The sequence below is a fragment of the Tenacibaculum sp. UWU-22 genome, from assembly GCF_041021355.1.
GTDB lineage: Bacteria > Bacteroidota > Bacteroidia > Flavobacteriales > Flavobacteriaceae > Polaribacter.
This window is the reverse complement of sequence record NZ_JBFNGP010000001.1, coordinates 561500-579706: the sequence shown is the minus strand read 5'-3', so window position 1 is coordinate 579706 and position 18207 is coordinate 561500. Positions and strand designations below refer to the sequence as shown.

The window sequence follows — 18207 nt, the reverse complement described above, 5'->3', positions numbered from 1 at the left end:
TATATTAGTGCTTATCAACTACGTTAATTTCTACAGCTCCTGTTTCTGTTAACAGGGTCTTAATTTCTTCTTCGTTACCTTTTTCTACAGGTATTTCCATTAAAAAATGGTCGTCGGTTGTTCTAGGGTCAGGGTTTTCAGCTTCTTTAAAAGGCCACAATCTACTACGTAAGTAAAAGGTGATAACCATTAAATGCGCAGCAAAAAATACGGTTAGCTCAAACAATATAGGTACAAATGCGGGCATGTTTTCCCACCAAGTAAAGCTAGGTTTACCTCCAATATCTTGAGGCCAATCGGCAATCATGGTATACCAAGTTAACCAAATAGCAACGGATAAACCGGTTAAACCAAATAGAAAAGAACAGATAGCTATTCTAGTAGGTGCTAAGCCCATTGCTTTATCTAATCCGTGTACTGGAAATGGAGTATACACTTCTTCGATGTGATGATTTGCTTTTCTTACTTTCTTAACGGCATCCATTAAGATATCATCATCATTATATAATGCGTGAATTATTTTAGTGCTGCTCATTGTTTTCGTCTCTTAATTTTTTATACTTATCGCCTGAAGACTTTAAAATGGTTTTTACTTCTGCTTGTGCTATTACAGGGAATGTTCTTGCGTACAATAAAAATAACACAAAGAAAAAGCCAATGGTTCCAACAAAGATTCCCACATCTACAAAAGTAGGCTCAAAACGCCACCAAGTAGATGGTAAGTGACCTTTACTTAATACAATAGCAATAATATCAAAACGCTCAAACCACATACCAATATTAATTACGATTGAAATAATAAATGACCATATAAAACTTCTTCTAATTTTCTTAATCCATAATAATTGTGGTGTAAAAATATTACATATTAAAAGCGACCAAAATGCCCATCCATAAGGACCTGCTTCTGCACCAAACGATAAATAGGTGTAATTTTCATAAGGTGATCCAGTATACCATGCTATAAAGAATTCGGTTGAATAAGCTACAGCAACAATACCACCTGTTAGAATAATTACAATATTCATATATTCTACATGTAATCGAGTAATATAATCTTCTAGGTGTGTTACTTTACGCATAATACCTAGTAAGGTTTGTACCATGGCAAAACCTGAGAAAATTGCTCCTGCAACGAAATAAGGAGGGAATATAGTTGAGTGCCATCCTGGGTTAATAGAAGTGGCAAAGTCCATCGATACAATTGTGTGTACCGATAATACTAATGGTGTTGCTAAACCAGCTAATACTAAAGAAACTTCTTCAAAACGTTGCCAGTCTTTTGCTCGACCACTCCATCCAAAAGATAATAATGAATAGATTTTCTTTTGAAAAGGCTTTATGGCTCTATCACGAATCATGGCAAAATCAGGTAATAAACCAGTCCACCAAAATACTAATGATACCGATAAATAGGTAGATATTGCAAACACATCCCACAATAAAGGAGAGTTAAAGTTTACCCATAATGAACCAAATTGATTAGGAATTGGTAATACCCAATAACCGTTCCAAGGACGCCCCATGTGGATTATAGGGAATAACCCCGCTTGAAAAACAGCAAAGATAGTCATTGCTTCGGCAGAACGGTTAATTGCCATTCTCCATTTTTGGCGGAAAAGTAATAATACTGCTGAGATAAGTGTACCGGCATGACCAATACCTACCCACCATACAAAGTTGGTAATATCCCAAGCCCAACCAATGTTTTTACTTAATCCCCAAACACCTATACCGGTTCCGATAGTGTAAAAAATACACCCAAAACCCCAAAGCATTGCTGCTAGTGCGATATAGAATGCGATATACCAATTTTTATTGGCTTTCCCTTCAATGGGTCTTGCAATATCTTCAGTAACATCGTGGTAAGTTTTGTTACCGAGTACTAAAGGTTGTCTATAAGATGATTCGTAATGAGACGACATTATTTATTGTTTAAATTTTAATGGTTATAAAGTATAGACTTTTAACTTTTTATTATTTAACTTTATTTATACTTCGTTAGTGTTTTTAACTTTTACTTGGTATACTACATTAGGTTTTATACCCAAATAATCTAACACGTGAAATGCTCTTCGGTCTTCTTTTAATGAAGCAACGGTGTCTTCTTCGTTATTAACATCACCAAATACCATTGCACCAGTTGTACATGCCGATGAACAAGCTGTTTGAAATTCGTCTTTATTTACAGGACGTTTTTCGCGTTTTGCTTTTAATATGGTAGCTTGAGTCATTTGAATACACATTGAACATTTTTCCATAACCCCTCTTGATCGAACTACTACATCTGGGTTTAAAACCATTCTACCGTATTCGTTATTCATATTAAAGTCAAACTCTTTATTTTCGGCGTATTTAAACCAGTTAAAACGACGAACTCTATACGGACAGTTATTTGCGCAATAACGAGTACCTACACATCGGTTATAAGCCATTTGGTTTTGACCTTGACGACCGTGAGAGGTAGCAGCTACTGGACATACTGTTTCGCAAGGAGCATGGTTACAGTGTTGACACATCATAGGTTGAAAGGTTACTGTTGGGTTTTCAGCAGAGTTTTCTAAGGCATCAAATAAATCACCTCTTTCTAAGCCCATTTTAACCGCTTCTTCTCTGGTTTCTACTTTTGAAGAGTAGTAACGATCTATACGTAACCAGTGCATATCTCTACCCACTCTTACTTCGTGTTTACCTACAACAGGTACATTGTTTTCGGCATGACATGCTATTACACAAGCACCACATCCTGTACAAGATGTTAAATCTATAGATAGGTTAAAGTGATGTCCTAAGTCTCGATTATGAGGATCCCATAAGTCAACGCTTTTTGCTTCAACTTCTTTATGGTCGTAAGACACTTCAGCTTCTTTATTCCAAGTATGTTTTGGATCTAAGTTTTTATCGTTTACCTCTTTTAAAGAGGCAACTTTTAAAATATCGTGACGACCTGCAATGGTTTTTTGAACTTGAGGACAAGCAAATTGATGCCATCCACTAGCTTTTTCAATACTTACATTGTATTGAACGTTATTACCATCAATTAAAAAAGGATAAGCATTTACACCTACCTGCATTTCTTTTTTTAGTCCTTGTTTTCTTCCATAGCCTAAAGCTAATCCAACAGAACCTTTTGCTTGACCAGGTTGAACAATTACAGGGATATTATTAATCGTTACGCCATTTACGGTTACGTTAGCATAATTACCATCAATAGCACCATTATCTTGAACAGGATTGTCGAAACCTAGTTCTTTAGAGTCAGCCATGGAAACACTTAGGTAATTGTCCCAAGATACTCGTGTAATAGGGTCAGGAAACTCTTGTAACCATGGATTATTTGCTTGTTTTCCATCGCCTAAACCTGTTGAAACGTATAAGTTTAATTCGTATTTTGAAGGTTTTGTTGAGCTTACAAGTTTTTGAGCAGCTGTATTTACATCGATACTATTTGCAGTAACATCTTTAGCGGCATTTTCTTTTTTAAAGAACCCGTTTTCTAATGCGGTATTCCATGATTTGCCTTCTAATACATTTGTAGACCAAAAACTTTTTAGTACTTTATAATAATTTTGCTCTTCTGCATTAGACCAGTTTAACAATACTTCTTGAAATGGAAGGGTGTTAAACAGTGGAGAAATAGTAGGCTGCATTAAGCCATAATTTCCTTCAGAAGTTAGTACATCACCCCAAGACTCTAAATAGTGAGGAGTAGGTAATGCATATTGAGCTAATACAGCGGTTTCATCTTTTTGAGTAGATAAGGCTACTGATAATTTAGTTTTTTTAAGACCTTCAATAAAATCTTTTGTATTTGCTACAGTATAAGCTGGGTTAACGTTGTAAGTAATAACGCCTGAAATTTTACCAGCATTTAAATCGCTTACAAATTGTGACATTGCAGCGTCGTTTCCTTGTCTTTTATATATAGGATTTGCTGCATTAATAATTTCAGAGTTTAAAGCTTTATTAATTGCTAATGCAATTAATTGTGCATTTTTATCATTTAAACCAGTTACCACTACCCCTTTGCTACCTGCTTTTTGTAAAGTAACAGCTAGTTCTTTTACCTCTTTATCTATTGAGGTTTCTTTAGAAGGTAAATTAGCACCTGTTATAGCATTGTATAAATTAATTAATGCAAATACTTGTTCAGATGGTTTTGCATTAATTCGTTTATCTGAATTAGCACCAGTTAAAGACATGTTAGCCTCTAGTTGTACATGGTAAGACATTTTACCTGTTTCTGGTTTTCTACCTTGTACATACGATTTTTCAAATCCACCATGCCAATCACCTAAGAAGTCTGCACCAATAGAAGCAATTACTTCGGCTTTACTAAAGTCATAATTAGGTAAAGCTCGTTTGCCATATACTGTTTCAAAAGCATCTGCAGCACCACTTTCTGAAACAGCATCGTATACAATGTGTTTTGTATTTGGATAAGCAGTAATAAAATCAGAAATAATTTTTTCGGTAGAAGGGCTAGCTAAAGTACCTGTTAACAATACGACAGGTTCGTTATTGTCTTTTAATTGAGTAAGCTTTGCTTTAATTTGACTATGTGCCTCTTTCCAGCTTAATACCGATTCTTTATTTTGTGGTTCTTGTAAACGTAAAGCAACATCATATAAAGATAAAACAGACGCATGTATACGAGCATTAGTGCTTGCATTAGCCTCTTTATTAGGCATCACTAAAATAGGACGGCCTTCTCTTGTTTTCACCAATACATTTGCAAAATCAAATCCATCACCAATTGAAGAAGCGTACCAATCAGGAACTCCTACGATAGTATCATCAGGTTTTACAACATAAGGTATTGATTTACGCACAGGCCCTTCACAGGCAGCTAATGAAGCTGCTGCAGTAGTGAAGCCAACGTACTTTAAAAAATCTCTACGAGAGGTAGAAGATGATTCTAAGGTTTTTTTATCTCCTAAAAATTCATCTATAGGAATTTCTTCTATAAATTCATTTTTACTTAGCGTTTCAACAATAGAACCTTCTTTTAGTTCTTCAACACTTTGCCAGTATTTTTTGTTTACAGCCATTTATATTTAATTATTTTGATATTAGTTTGAATAACTAACGATATTTTTTAAATTAATAGTGACATTTACCACACTCTTTACCTCCTAACTCGGCAATGGTAACTTGTTTAACGCCGTATTTTTTCGCTAATTCGTCATGAATTTTAGCATAATAGGCATTTCCTTTTAAATCAACATTGGTTGTTTTGTGACAATTAATACACCAACCCATTGTTAAAGGAGAAAACTGATAAACTTCGTCCATTTCCTCTACAGGCCCATGACATTTTTGACATTTAATACCTGCTACGGTTACGTGTTGAGAGTGATTGTAATACACAAAATCTTGTAAGTTGTGTACGCGTATCCATTTAATAGGTTTTGTTTTACCAGTATAGGTTAGGTTTTCAGCATCCCACCCAACAGCATCATATACTTTAGCAATTTCTTTATCTAATTCAGGTTTGCCTAGTACTTTTCCGTTAATTTCAACCTTAGTATCTTCCGCAACTTCTGAGATATTTTTATGACAGTTCATACAAATATTTGTTGGTGGTATACCTGAGGTTTTACTATGTTTAGCCGATGAGTGACAGTATTGACAATCTATTTTGTTGTCTCCAGCATGAATTTTATGTGAAAAAGCTATAGGCTGAATAGGTTGGTATTTTTGGTCTACACCAACTTTAAACAAAGTACCAAAACCTACGTAAGCAGCAATTAGCAATAAAAATATGGTGCATAAAACCTTTAAAAAAGTGTTTTGTTTAATACCTGTCCATAGCTCTTGTAAATTACCTTTTAAGCCAGGTGATTTAGGAGCTCCTTTTAGTTCGCTAATTGTTTTTAGTAAACTAGCAATAATTAAAAATGCAACGATAATAGCTGCTGCCAAAATGTATATTAACCATCCAGGTGCTTGTGCCGTTGCAACTTTTGCTGCACTTGCATTATTATCTGCGGCTGCAGCTGTTTTTACATCTCCAACGCTGGTGTAATATAAAATATCCTCAATATTTTTATCTGTTAATTGAGGAAAAGTACTCATTGGAGCACCGTTGAACTCTTCAAATATCGCATTTGCATCAGCATCTCCTGAAGCTCTTAATGCTGCGTTATCTTTGATCCAAAGTTTTAACCATGATAATTCTTTGGTGTCTTGAATTTTACCTAAAGCAGGTCCTACTAGTTTTTTATCTAACTTATGGCACGAAGAACATAAAGATTTAAATAATTTTTTACCTTCTTTTTGGCGAGTCATATCTACAGCATCTTGTGCTTGTGTAGAAAAACTAAGAAGTAGAATTAAAAGAAAAGTAAGACTTTTAAAGAATAATTTGGTTAATCGATTGTGTTGTTCCACACTTTTCATACTATAAAATATAAATTTTGTATCTATTTGGTACGATTTTTATTGATATAAGGTGAGAGTACCTATGTCAAATAATTCGACAAAAGTACCATTTATCTCCAAATCTAAAAAAGCTAAAATAATGTTAAACTCAATTTATATCGATTCTAAATAAACCAGGTTTACAATCTATCCGGATAGAAGTCGTTATTTTTGCAGTAAAAATATTTTTATGTTGAGAAATAAAGGTTTTATACTCATTTTTTTTGTGCTATTTTTTTCAGGGATAGGCACAGTAAGCGCTCAATACAGTTATAGTACTGACAGGGGTGTTGATTCATTATTGATTAAAAAAAGAATTTTTAATAAAAATAATGGGTTGGGTTATCGAATCCAACTGTACAATGGCCTAGAAAAAAAAGCAAGAAGTGTAAAAGCAGATTTTGAAACTCAATTTCCTGGCGTTTATACCAAGTTAATATACGATTCACCTGAATGGAAAATTCAGGTTGGAAACTATAAAAACCGACTAGAAGCAGATAGAGCTTTGAATAAAATTAAAGAGAAATTTTATGGTGCAATTGTAATTCCGCTTTAAAGATTTTATTGTTTTTTTTACGCAATGTTTCTGCAAATTATCCTTCTGCTTTTATTTTTTCTTTGTATTTCGACGGGAGGCATCCAAATTGTTTAATAAAAGAAACCCTAAAGTACTTATAGTCATTAAAACCTGTTGCTGTTGATATTTCAGACAGACTAATATCTTCTGTAAGAATCATTTCAGCTGCTTTTTTAAGTTTTATAGAACGAATAAAACCAGTTAAAGAAAGCCCTGTTAAAGATTTAATTTTTCTGTATAAGGTAGATTGGCTCATAAAACAAATATCAGTTAAACTGTCTATGCCAAAATCATCATTTAACAAATTATCTTCGATAGCATTAATTACTTTTTGTAAAAATATACTTTCAGTATCATTTTGTTCGTCTTCAATTACAGTAGGTTCAAACCTAATTTTATTTAAAAAATAATCTCTAAGCTTAGCTCTGTTTTTTAGGGCGCTTGCAATTCTCGCTTTTACAACATATGGATCAAATGGCTTAGAAATAAAATCGTCGGCACCAATATTTAAGCCTTTTATTTCATATACATTAGCTGAACGTGCAGTGAGTAAGATTATAGGTATGTGAGAGGTGCCGATATTTGATTTTAATTCTTTACAAGCTGTTAGCCCGTCCATTTTAGGCATCATAACATCACATAAAATTAAGTCGCATTTTTTATTTTTGGCTACAGATAATGCTTCAAGACCGTTTTCGGCTTCTAAAATATTGTAATCAACATTTAATAGTTTTTTTAGATAATCTCTTATTTCGTCATTATCATCAACTACAAGAACGGTATTTTCTTTATTGTTTATTTTTAAGCTGCCTGGTTCTGGAAGTTTTTCATAATTTTCTATTTTGTCACTGTTTTTATATTTATTATCTTTTTCTTCACTTTTATATAGATTAGTTTCTAAGGGTAATTTTATAGTAAATACACTGCCTTTGTTTGGTTTGCTTTCTACTTCAATTAATCCGTGATGTAACTCAATTATCTTTTTTGAAAAGGTTAACCCAATGCCGGTTCCCATATTATCATAAGATTTTAAATCTTCAATTTGAAAATAGTGATCAAATATTTTGTTAATAGAGTCTTTAGACATGCCGATGCCTGAATCGGTTAATTTAATAGTGCAATATTCATCATCAGCATTTATTTTTAAAGTTATTTTACCTCCTTTATTGGTATATTTAAAGGCATTTGATAATAGGTTGCTAAGCACAATTTCCATTTTATGTCTGTCAAATAATAGTGAAATGTGTTCTTTTTTTTCAATAAACGTATAGGTTATATTTTTTAATTCAGCTTGTTCTTTAAAATATAAATAGACTTCATTGGTAAATCTAACTATATTGCCTTTGCTAACCCTTAATTTTAATAATCCGTGACCAGCTTTTCTAAAATCCAACAATTGATTAATAAGTCTTAATAAGCGCGTTGCATTTTTATCGATTGATATTAATTTTTCATAAGCCTCAGGGGTATTATTTTCGTAAGCCATAAGGTCTTTAAGAGGAGCTAATATAAGGGTTAATGGGGTTTTGAACTCGTGAGATATGTTGGTGAAAAAAGTAAATTTAGCTTCACTTAACTCTTGGTCTCTTTTTAGTTGAGTTTTTAATTTAGATTGTTTTAAGATTATATGAAAAATCCAGCTAATAAGTGTTAGTAATATAATGGCATATATAATATAGGCAAGGGGGTTAAGTAGTGCAGCATATTGTATTTGTATGTCAATTTTTTTAGGATTAGTCCAATGTTTAGAATCGTTAGAAGAGCTTAAAAGTAATTCGTACTTTCCAGGAGATAGTCCAACAAAGTTAACTTCGTTTTGTGATTTAGTATATACCCATTCATTATGATATCCTACTAATTTGTATTTGTATAAAGGAGATACTCCTTTGCCAAAATCATTATTAATAAACCCTATAGAAAAAGACTTTACCTTCGATGGGAGTTTTAATTTTTTTACATAACTAAAGTCTTTATCAATAATTTGTTTGCCATAAATAGTGTCGTTAGGGGTAACAGTGGTATTATCGATTCTTAAATGTGTTAGTACAATTTCTCTATTTAGGGGTTTTTCATCGCTAATATTATGAGGGTTAAAATAGATTAGATTATCCGTTCCTCCAACATAAATTATATTTTTAGTATCTTTAAAAATACTTCTGATGTTAAATTGCGATATATAAACACCTTCGCTTGATCCATATTCAGAGAATGAATTATTTTTGAAATCATATTTAACAAGGTTTGTAAGCGTGGTAAACCACAAGTGATTTTCAGACGAAGTTGCCGCACATATAAAATCGTTAGTTAAGCCGTCTTTTGCAGAAATTTTTTGATCAATTTTTAAAACGTTATTATCAGTATGTAATTTGTATAATCCGCCAGGGGTACATAACCAAATGTGTTTTTGGTATATAAGAATAGCGTTTACAATAGCGGGGAGGTTTTCTTTGGTAAGTTGGTTTTGTCGGATAAAATTATCTGAATCAGGGTTGTAGAGTTGAATGCCGCTATAGGAACCTATCCAAATATTTTTATTAGTGTCTTGTACAATACCTGTAATTCTATTACTTCCAATATTATTTGAGCTACCATATACATATTGTTTTACAATAGTAGGTTGTGTTATTGAGCTAATGTTTAATCTTACTAATCCTTTTTGCTGAGTACCTACCCATATTTCATTATCATTTTTTAAAAAATAACAAGTGGCTTTAGGTATTTCTGGGAGTGAGGCAATAATTTTTCCACTTCGATTAAGAATATATAAGCTAGACATAGCGCCTATAAAAAAATAATCTTTGTATTTAAATATGGATGATATTTTTCCGATTTTAATTTTATCGCTTTGCTTTAAATTCTTAAAATTTTTACCTAAAAACAATCCATTTCTTAAGGTTCCCAACAAAGCTATATCTTGATCTTTATAAATAGCTTCTGTTATTAAATTTTGTTCAAGTGCATTATCATTAATTTCTTTGCTAAGATTCATGAATCCTTTTCCCTTTGTGAGTTTTACAATGCCCCCAAAATCACACGATATCCAAAGTACCTTATTTTGATCTTCATGAATATCTAGAATAATATTATAATTATCCGTTTTTTTACTATTATTGGCGTATACTAATTTTACTTGTTTAAAAGCAGATAGGTTTTTGTTGCTTCTGTATAGCCCTTGCCCCCATGTACCTATCCATAACCTATTTGATTCATCTAAATAAAAACTTGAGAAAAAATAGGTAGATATGTTTGTTTTTATAGATTGAATAGTTTGTGTTTTAAAGTCAAACTTTTTTAAGAGCATATTATTATGAAATTTTTTAGTAGCTGTGGCAATCCAAAGACAATTTCGCGAAGTGTCTTCAACTAAATCTCTTATGCTAATTATATTCTCACCGACGTTGTAATTGGTAAAAGTGTTTTCAGAAGGGTTATATTTTTTTAATATGTTTTCATTAGCAACCCAAATATTATTGTGGCTATCCCTGTAAAGGCTAAGTACACTTTTAAACGGGAAATATTTTACTAATTCTCTAGTTTTTGGGTTTATTATAAAAAGTCCGCTATCGTTAGTGCCTACCCAGATATATCCTTTACTGTCTTCTATTATTGCACGTACTTTTAGTGTTTGGTTTTTTAAGAGTATATCATTGAAATTCTCAAGTTTATTATGTTTTATGTCTAAACGAGAAAGCCCTCCGCTTTTAGTGCCAATCCACAAATTGTTCTTTTTGTCAAGAAATAAAGTTTCAATATTTTCATTTTTAATGCCAGGGTATTTAGCACTTGGCTTAATTACAGTAAAATCATTACCGTCATATTTTATTAACCCATTTTCTGAGGCAATCCATTTCATGTTTAACGAATCACTTACAACTTGACTTACGTAGTTGTGAGGAAGTCCTTCTTTGGTTGAAATATAATTGATTAAATATTTAGAATTATTATTTTGACCAAGACCTATGTAGTAGATTAATAGAAAAAAAATGTATAATCTATTTTTTGATGCCCTCATAAATTTTAACATTGTTAAGTAACAAAAATAAGTAAGATAAACAAAATAAGTAACATAAGTTATAGACCAACTTTTGTTTTTTATAGATTTTGATGTATATATCCTGATTTTTGAACTAAATGACCCTATTTTCACCTAAACATTATTGTGATATTTACAACATGAAAAAACAATTATCTTGGTTATTACTGCTTTTTATAGCGGTCATGACAACTCAGTGTAAACGAAATAAATCTAATACAGAAATATATAGCGTAGCTAAGGCAAAAAAAAATGTAGTATTTACACCGCAATCAGTTCTTAGATATTCTAAAAACCTTCCTCCTCTTGTTAGTTCGCATCGAGGTGGAGCAACTAAATTTTTTCCAGAAAATTGCTTAGAAACTTTTCAAAACACCTTAAAACACACCTTTTCGTTGCTTGAAATAGATCCTCATTATACCAAAGATAGTGTTATCGTTTTAATGCATGATGCATCATTAAATAGAACAACTACTGGAAGCGGAAAAGTATTAGAACATACTTACAAAGAAATAACCCAATATAAATTAAAAGACCTTGAAGGAAACGTTACAGAGTTTAAAGTGCCAAAATTGGCTGATATTATTAATTGGGCTAAAGGAAAAACATTTTTGATTTTGGATATGAAAGATGTGCCAACAGAACAACGGGTTAAAGAAATTCAGAGAAATAAAGGGCAATCGAGTACCATATTAATGGTATATAATTATAAAGATGCAAAATTGTGTTATGATTTAGATCCTACCATTATGATGGAAGTGTTTATTCCTACATTAGAAAAGGCTAAAGAGTTTGAAAAAACAGGTGTTCCGTGGAAAAATGTAATAGCATTTATAACACATCAAAAACCTGAAGATGATAGTGTAATTAATTACTTACACACAAAAGATGTGTTGTGTATTGTTGGTAGCTCTAGAACTGTTGATGTACAATATACAAAAGACAATGATATTGATAAATTAAATCAAGGATATGAAAGTATTTTGCAGACTGGAGCAGATATAATAGAAGCTAATTTAGGAATTTTAGCAGGAAAGTATATGAATCAAAGAAACAAGAAAGAGTATCAAGAATTTATTAACTCATTAAAAAATAAGTAACACTAAATTTTATACGGAAATTAATGAAGCGATTATTAGCAGTGATAATTTTAAGTGTATTTTCATCGATTGGATTTTGTCAGCAAATAGAAAAAGACACGATAAGGGTTTTCTTTTTAGGGGGGGCAGTCAAATATGGATGGACATGGGTATAATTCTGATTTGCCTAATTCTTTAAAAAAGAAGTTCAAAAATGTATGGATATATCACGGAAATCCTGCTCCAGACGAAAAAGAAAATGGTGGATTGAGGGTTTGGAGTGTTTTGCAACCAGGTCATGGAGATGGCTTTTCTTCGGATGGAAAAAGCAACAAGCTCTCTAATGAATTTGGGGTCGAATTATCGTTTGCAAAAACGCTAGAAGAATTTTATCCAAATGAAAAAATTGCAATAATAAAGTATTCGCGAGGAGGAACCTCAATTGATAGTCTTGCTGCTAGTCGATTTGGTTCATGGGAACCAGACTATAAAGGGGTAAATGGTCTTAATCAATACGACCATTTCTTAAATACAATTAAAGGAGCTTTTAGTGTTAATGATATTAACGGTGATGGAAAAGAGGATTGTTTGATTCCTTATGGAATTGTATGGATGCAAGGAGAAAGCGATGCCGCTTACACCGAAGAAATTGCTAAACGTTATTACTTTAGCTTAAAAAGAATGATGGATTTGATAAGAGCTAGTTTCCGTAGAGATGATTTGCCTGTTGTTATAGGTAAAATTTCAGATTCGTGGAATGATAAGAAGCAAAAAGATGGGAAAGTATGGAATTATGGTGAATTAGTGCAGTATGCACAAGAAAAATATGTGAAAACAGATAAGAATGCGGCAATTATAAGAGATATGAGATATTACAAATATTCTGATCCATGGCATTACGATAGTAATGGCTATATTGATTTGGGAGAAAAGTTTGCAAAAGCTCTTTATATATTGGATAAGAAAAAAGGGTATAATTAATTTAGATATAAGATTTATAGTAGTGTTCTGACGAATGAGTCTAGTTTTTTAAATATCGAGGGGATAGCCTCGATATTTTTTTTATTAATGTTACAGAAGAGCGGGGGGTATAAGAGGTCTTTTGTATATATTTAATGACTTAAACAAATATTTAAAAACCCTTTACAAAAGCCGTAAACACTAATGTTTTTCATGTGTTTGCTTGGTTTGACCTATTTGACCTCAAATTTGATTATTACCCCCTTAAATTTTTAACATAAAATTATGAGTTTTGTAAACCAACAAAAGCTGTTGGAGTTTTCTTTATAAAATAACGGATATTAAATTTTCAATTAAGAAGCTTAAGGGAAGCACAAAACAAAACTCAAATCAATTATTATTTATGGAACTTTTTATTAAAAAAACAAACTTAGAGTTATTTACTCATAGTTATTTACGAAAAAAGGTAGTGTATGTTATATCACTGTTTTTTTTGATTTGGTCTATTTCTGTTAAAGGATTCAATGATCCTTCTACTACAGGAGAGGGGACTATTAGTAACCAAAGTTTTCAGGTTACAGGTAACGTAACGGATTCGAAAGGAGAGCCTTTACCGGGGGTTAATGTATTAGAAGTAGGCACGAATAATGGAGTTGTGACCGATTTTGACGGGAACTATTCGATTAAGGTTAGTTCACGGCAAGCCGTTTTAGAATTTTCATTTATGGGCTTTAAAAAGGTTCGTCAATCAGTAAGTGGAAAATCTAGTCTTAATGTTGTTATGGAAGAAGAGGCGACCTCATTAGATGAAGTAGTAGTGGTAGGCTATGGTTCGGTAAAGAAAGCGAATCTTACAGGTGCGACTTCTTCGATTAGTTTTCAGAAGTTAGAGTCAAGTCCAGCCTCTAATACGGCAACGTTGTTACAGGGTCAAATGACAGGGGTAACTGTTAGTAATTTCAACACACAACCAGGTAATGACAATCCACAGATTAGAATTCGAGGAGAGGGTACTTTTAACTCAGGAAAAAATCCGTTAGTATTAGTAGATGGGGTACCAAGTTCATTATCACAAATACCCGCGGCAGATATAAAGAGTGTAAGTGTATTAAAAGATGCAGCATCAGCGGCTATTTATGGTGTAAGAGCGGCCAATGGAGTAATTTTAGTTACGACAAAGCGCGGAACCACAAAAAAGCCAACGCTTACCTTAAAGCAAAACTATGCTGTTCAAAAAGCAGTTTCATTACCAGATATGGTAGATAGTTGGGATTATGCGAAGATAATAAATGAAAGTCGTTTAGTTAAAGGTCAAGATGTTCTTTATACAGATGATATGATTCAAAAAATGAAGGACGGTTCCGACCCAGATCATTTTGCAAATACAGATTGGGTAGAAGAAATGTTTAGAGTAGCCCCAATGAGTACGACCTATTTATCTATAGATGGAGGATCAAAAAACACAAGATATTTAGTTTCAGGAGAATACTTTGATCAATCAGGGGTATTATTAAATACAGCAACCAAGCGCTATAGTTTTCGGTCAAATATAGACACCGATATTTCAAACAGTGTTAAAATAGGATTAGATTTATCGGGATATGCCCGTAGAATAGATGAGCCTTTAGCTTCAGCCAATGAATCAGGCGGGAATAGTTCTATTTTTTATGTAATGCGTAGAAGTACAAGTCCGTTAGTACCTGTAAAATATACCAATGGATATTGGGGTACAATTGATGGTGTTTTTGATCAAACTAAGATAGGATATCCTAATCCAGTTTATATGGCACAATTAGGAGAGAATTATACGAACAAATATTTCTTTCAAGGAAAACTATTTTCAGACATTAAATTTTTCAAAAATTTTAACTACCGCATGAATCTTTCAGGCGTTTACAATTCAAGTAATAAGTTAAAATTCACGCCCACAGAGAAGTTCTACTATCCAGATGGGAACATTTTATCAGAGAACTCACAAAATGCTTTAGCACAAAACAGTTCAACAGGTACACAATATCAAATAGAAAACATATTTACGTATAAATTTGATTTAGGCAAGCACGCTTTTTCAGCGTTATTAGGTCAATCTGCTCAATTTTATCGATACGATTATATGTGGGCATCAGTAAAAGATCTTCCTAATGATGAGATACATGTTTTAGGAGCAGGAGTAAATGAGAAAGATGTTTCAGGAAATGCCAATGAAGTATCCTTACAATCGTTTTTTGGACGATTAAACTATAATTTTTCAGAGAAATATCTTTTTGAGTTTAATTTACGATACGATGGTTCATCACGTATGCCAAAATCTAGCCGATATGGATTGTTTCCATCCTTTTCAGGAGCTTGGATTATAAGTGATGAAAATTTCTTAAAAGACTCAGACTTTTTATCTTTTCTTAAGTTAAGAGGAAGTTGGGGTCAATTAGGAAACCAAGAGATCGGTAATTATGCCTATGTTCAAAACATTAACCTAGGTCAAAACTATATAATTGGCGATGATCTTGCAGCCGGAGCTGCTTTAACAAGTTTAGCAAACGACAAGATAAAATGGGAAACCACCACTATTACCGATTTTGGATTAGATTTTAACCTATTTAACAACAAGTTACAATTTGTAGTTGATTGGTTCGACAAAACCTCAAGCGATGTATTAGTAAAATTACCAATACCAAATACCTTAGGAGGATTAAATCCACCATATCAAAATATAGCTGAGGTAAATAACCGAGGATTTGAAGTAGATGCTAAGTATAGAAACAACATAAATGACTTTAACTATTTCATAGGCGGAAACTTTTCAACAGTAAAGAACAAGATTGTAGATATCTCAGGGATTTCATCATGGATATCTAACGGTGGAAGAAATATTAACTTAGAAGGGCATCCTATAAACGCTTATTATGGATTAGTAGCTGAGGGGTATTTTCAATCACAAGAAGAGATTGATAATTCACCAACACAATTTAACGCCGTAGCTCCAGGAGATGTAAAATATAAAGATATCAGTGGTCCAGATGGCGTTCCAGATGGAAAGATTGATGAGAACTATGACCGTACAATTATAGGTAATCCATATCCAAAATTCACCTATTCATTTAACTTTGGTGGTAACTATAAAGGTTTTGATGCTTACTGTTTTTTCCAGGGCGTTCAAGGTGTAGATCGATATTTTTGGTACAATAATGAGGCAGCAGGAAACTTTACTACGGCTGTTTTAAATTATTGGACTCCAGATAATCCTAATGCCGATTACCCAAGATTTGGAAATGAGAACAACAATAATAAGAACTCTACTTTATGGGTAAAAGATGCCTCATACTTAAGACTTAAAAATGTTGAGTTAGGGTATACTTTACCACAAGAAGTTACCACAAGAATGTCTATAAGTAAACTTCGCCTTTATTTATCAGGCACCAATCTTTTATCGTTTACCGACCTTGTAGATTATGACCCAGAGAAGATAGTTTCAGATGAGCGAAACCGGGTTTATCCACAAGCAAAAACGATTGCATTAGGCGTAAACATTACATTTTAAACAACAAATCTTAACAAGATGAAAAAACTACAATATTTAATAATAGTAACAGCACTGGTATTATCTATATCAGGTTGTTCAGATGAATTTTTGAACACTGTTTCCCCCAATTCGGTTTCAGACGCGACTTTTTGGAAAACAGATAAAGATATAAAATTAGCATTAACAGGATGTTATGCTGTTTTAGAGAGTCGTAATTTATATAACAGTAAGCATGCAGGTCCAAGTGGTTTTCCAGGTCTTGACTATGCTTGTGATAACGGCTATATGACTTGGGACTATAAACCAGGCGCAGCGATAGCTCGAGGCGATTATACTCCTTCAGATGCGATGGTTAATGGCGTTTGGGATGATAGTTATAAAGGGATTACACGCTGTAATCGTTTAATAGACAATATAGGCAATGTAGAAGAGAGTGAAGTTTCTTCTTCAGCAAAAGCACGTTATGTAGCAGAGGCTAAATTTTTAAGAGCATTGTATTATAACAAGTTAGCTATTTTGTTTAGAGATGTGCCTTTAATAACCAAGAGTCTTACATTATCAGAGGCGGAGGTTCCGGTAACAAACCATAGCGAAATAATTTCTTTTATAACTGAAGACTTAAAGTCGGCAGTAGAAAATTTACCATTACCACAAGATTTATCATCATCAGAGTGGGGTAGAGCAACACGTGGAGCAGGTTATGCATTATTAGCCGACATTTATTTAAACGATAAACAATATACAGACGCAGCTATTTATGCGAAAAAAGTTTTGGATTTAAATTATTATCAATTATTTCCAGACTATGCAACCTTATTTTCAGTGGCAAATGAGCAATGTAGTGAGGTTATTTTTTCAGTTTGTTTCAAACGTGGAATGGGCGGTCACGGATCAGGTTTTGGGTGGTTTAAAAAATCTAGAGTACCTGATAACTGTCATCCATTGAAAAACTTAGCTGATGATTTTTATTTAAATGATGGATTATCACCATCAGAATCACTAGAGTTTAATGCTAGTTTAGAGACCGAGAATAGAGACCCACGTTTTGATGCTACCTTAATAAGTAAAGGCTCACAATGGCAAGGATCGACAGTTCCCAACTCACAATTACGCTTAACAGGTTATGCGTTACGTAAATGGGTAGACACCTCAAATCCAACGTTAGATCAAAACGATGCCGACCAAGACTTTTATGTTTTCCGCTTAGCACATGTAATATTAGATAGAGCAGAGGCCTTGGTTCAGTCGGGTAATTATAGTGAGTCAGAAGTATTAGGTTTAATCGATAAAATACGAGAGCGAGTAAATATGCCAAAAGTAGAAGATGTAGAAGGTACAGGCTTATCACAAACGGATTTAATGGATATAATAAAACATGAAAGAAGAGTAGAAACTGCTTTTGAAGGAAGAAGATATATTGATTTAAAAAGATGGGGTATGTTAAAAGAGCGTTCAGATTGGTTTAATGAGCATGAGTGGGCCAACAATAGCGCCTTACAGAAACGTAATTTTATAGAGCCCAAACACAATGTTTGGCCAATACCTCAGTCTGAGCTAGATGTTAACAAAGCATTAGTTCAGCACCCAGAATGGTAAACAATTAATTATTAACTAA

10 protein-coding genes are annotated in these 18207 nt (G+C 32.9%); 5 read left to right on the top strand and 5 right to left on the bottom strand.

Annotated features, from left to right (window positions below; genetic code table 11):
• Positions 1–4: 4 nt before the first annotated feature.
• The 4 genes from AB2B44_RS02545 to AB2B44_RS02530 form a co-directional block, all read right to left on the bottom strand.
• A complete protein-coding gene (locus tag AB2B44_RS02545; RefSeq protein WP_369047978.1) occupies positions 5–535 on the bottom strand; it encodes a DUF3341 domain-containing protein in 531 nt (176 codons plus the stop codon).
• On the bottom strand, positions 522–1925 hold the full coding sequence (gene nrfD, locus AB2B44_RS02540; RefSeq protein WP_369047977.1) for an NrfD/PsrC family molybdoenzyme membrane anchor subunit: 1404 nt from the start codon (positions 1923–1925) through the stop codon (positions 522–524). Before nrfD ends, AB2B44_RS02545 begins: the two co-directional genes overlap by 14 nt.
• Positions 1926–1991: 66 nt before the next feature.
• On the bottom strand, positions 1992–5051 hold the full coding sequence (locus tag AB2B44_RS02535) for a TAT-variant-translocated molybdopterin oxidoreductase (protein WP_369047976.1): 3060 nt from the start codon (positions 5049–5051) through the stop codon (positions 1992–1994).
• A 52-nt stretch (positions 5052–5103) separates the two neighbouring features.
• The gene (locus tag AB2B44_RS02530; protein ID WP_369047975.1) at positions 5104–6402 is read right to left on the bottom strand and encodes a c-type cytochrome; all 1299 of its coding nucleotides are present in this window, start codon (positions 6400–6402) and stop codon (positions 5104–5106) included.
• Between the two features lie 211 nt (positions 6403–6613).
• On the opposite strand from AB2B44_RS02530, the gene AB2B44_RS02525 reads away from it, so the two are divergent.
• Positions 6614–6979 carry an SPOR domain-containing protein gene (locus AB2B44_RS02525; protein WP_369047974.1) on the top strand — a complete coding sequence of 122 codons (366 nt, stop codon included), beginning with the start codon at positions 6614–6616 and terminating at the stop codon, positions 6977–6979.
• A gap of 37 nt (positions 6980–7016) precedes the next feature.
• On the opposite strand, the gene AB2B44_RS02520 is transcribed toward AB2B44_RS02525, so the two are convergent.
• Complete coding sequence (locus AB2B44_RS02520; protein ID WP_369047973.1) at positions 7017–11012, bottom strand: response regulator; 3996 nt, start codon at positions 11010–11012, stop codon at positions 7017–7019.
• A gap of 161 nt (positions 11013–11173) precedes the next feature.
• Here AB2B44_RS02520 and AB2B44_RS02515 point away from each other — a divergent pair, with 161 nt between their 5' ends.
• From AB2B44_RS02515 to AB2B44_RS02500, 4 genes are all read left to right on the top strand, one after another.
• Positions 11174–12133: a glycerophosphodiester phosphodiesterase family protein gene (locus tag AB2B44_RS02515; RefSeq protein ID WP_369047972.1), complete on the top strand. Its 960-nt coding sequence runs from the start codon at positions 11174–11176 to the stop codon at positions 12131–12133.
• Between the two features lie 135 nt (positions 12134–12268).
• Positions 12269–13093 carry a sialate O-acetylesterase gene (locus tag AB2B44_RS02510; protein WP_369047971.1) on the top strand — a complete coding sequence of 275 codons (825 nt, stop codon included), beginning with the start codon at positions 12269–12271 and terminating at the stop codon, positions 13091–13093.
• Between the two features lie 382 nt (positions 13094–13475).
• Positions 13476–16610 (top strand): SusC/RagA family TonB-linked outer membrane protein, encoded by a 3135-nt coding sequence (locus AB2B44_RS02505; RefSeq protein ID WP_369047965.1) that lies wholly within the window; start codon positions 13476–13478, stop codon positions 16608–16610.
• Positions 16611–16628: 18 nt separating this feature from the next.
• Positions 16629–18188 carry a RagB/SusD family nutrient uptake outer membrane protein gene (locus AB2B44_RS02500; protein WP_369047964.1) on the top strand — a complete coding sequence of 520 codons (1560 nt, stop codon included), beginning with the start codon at positions 16629–16631 and terminating at the stop codon, positions 18186–18188.
• Positions 18189–18207 lie beyond the last annotated feature (19 nt).

Coding starts and splice junctions, on each gene's coding strand:
- AB2B44_RS02545 (WP_369047978.1), bottom strand. CDS start 535: ATGAGCAGCACTAAAATAATTCACGCATTATATAATGATGATGATATC.
- nrfD (WP_369047977.1), bottom strand. CDS start 1,925: ATGTCGTCTCATTACGAATCATCTTATAGACAACCTTTAGTACTCGGT.
- AB2B44_RS02535 (WP_369047976.1), bottom strand. CDS start 5,051: ATGGCTGTAAACAAAAAATACTGGCAAAGTGTTGAAGAACTAAAAGAA.
- AB2B44_RS02530 (WP_369047975.1), bottom strand. CDS start 6,402: ATGAAAAGTGTGGAACAACACAATCGATTAACCAAATTATTCTTTAAA.
- AB2B44_RS02525 (WP_369047974.1), top strand. CDS start 6,614: ATGTTGAGAAATAAAGGTTTTATACTCATTTTTTTTGTGCTATTTTTT.
- AB2B44_RS02520 (WP_369047973.1), bottom strand. CDS start 11,012: ATGAGGGCATCAAAAAATAGATTATACATTTTTTTTCTATTAATCTAC.
- AB2B44_RS02515 (WP_369047972.1), top strand. CDS start 11,174: ATGAAAAAACAATTATCTTGGTTATTACTGCTTTTTATAGCGGTCATG.
- AB2B44_RS02510 (WP_369047971.1), top strand. CDS start 12,269: ATGGATGGACATGGGTATAATTCTGATTTGCCTAATTCTTTAAAAAAG.
- AB2B44_RS02505 (WP_369047965.1), top strand. CDS start 13,476: ATGGAACTTTTTATTAAAAAAACAAACTTAGAGTTATTTACTCATAGT.
- AB2B44_RS02500 (WP_369047964.1), top strand. CDS start 16,629: ATGAAAAAACTACAATATTTAATAATAGTAACAGCACTGGTATTATCT.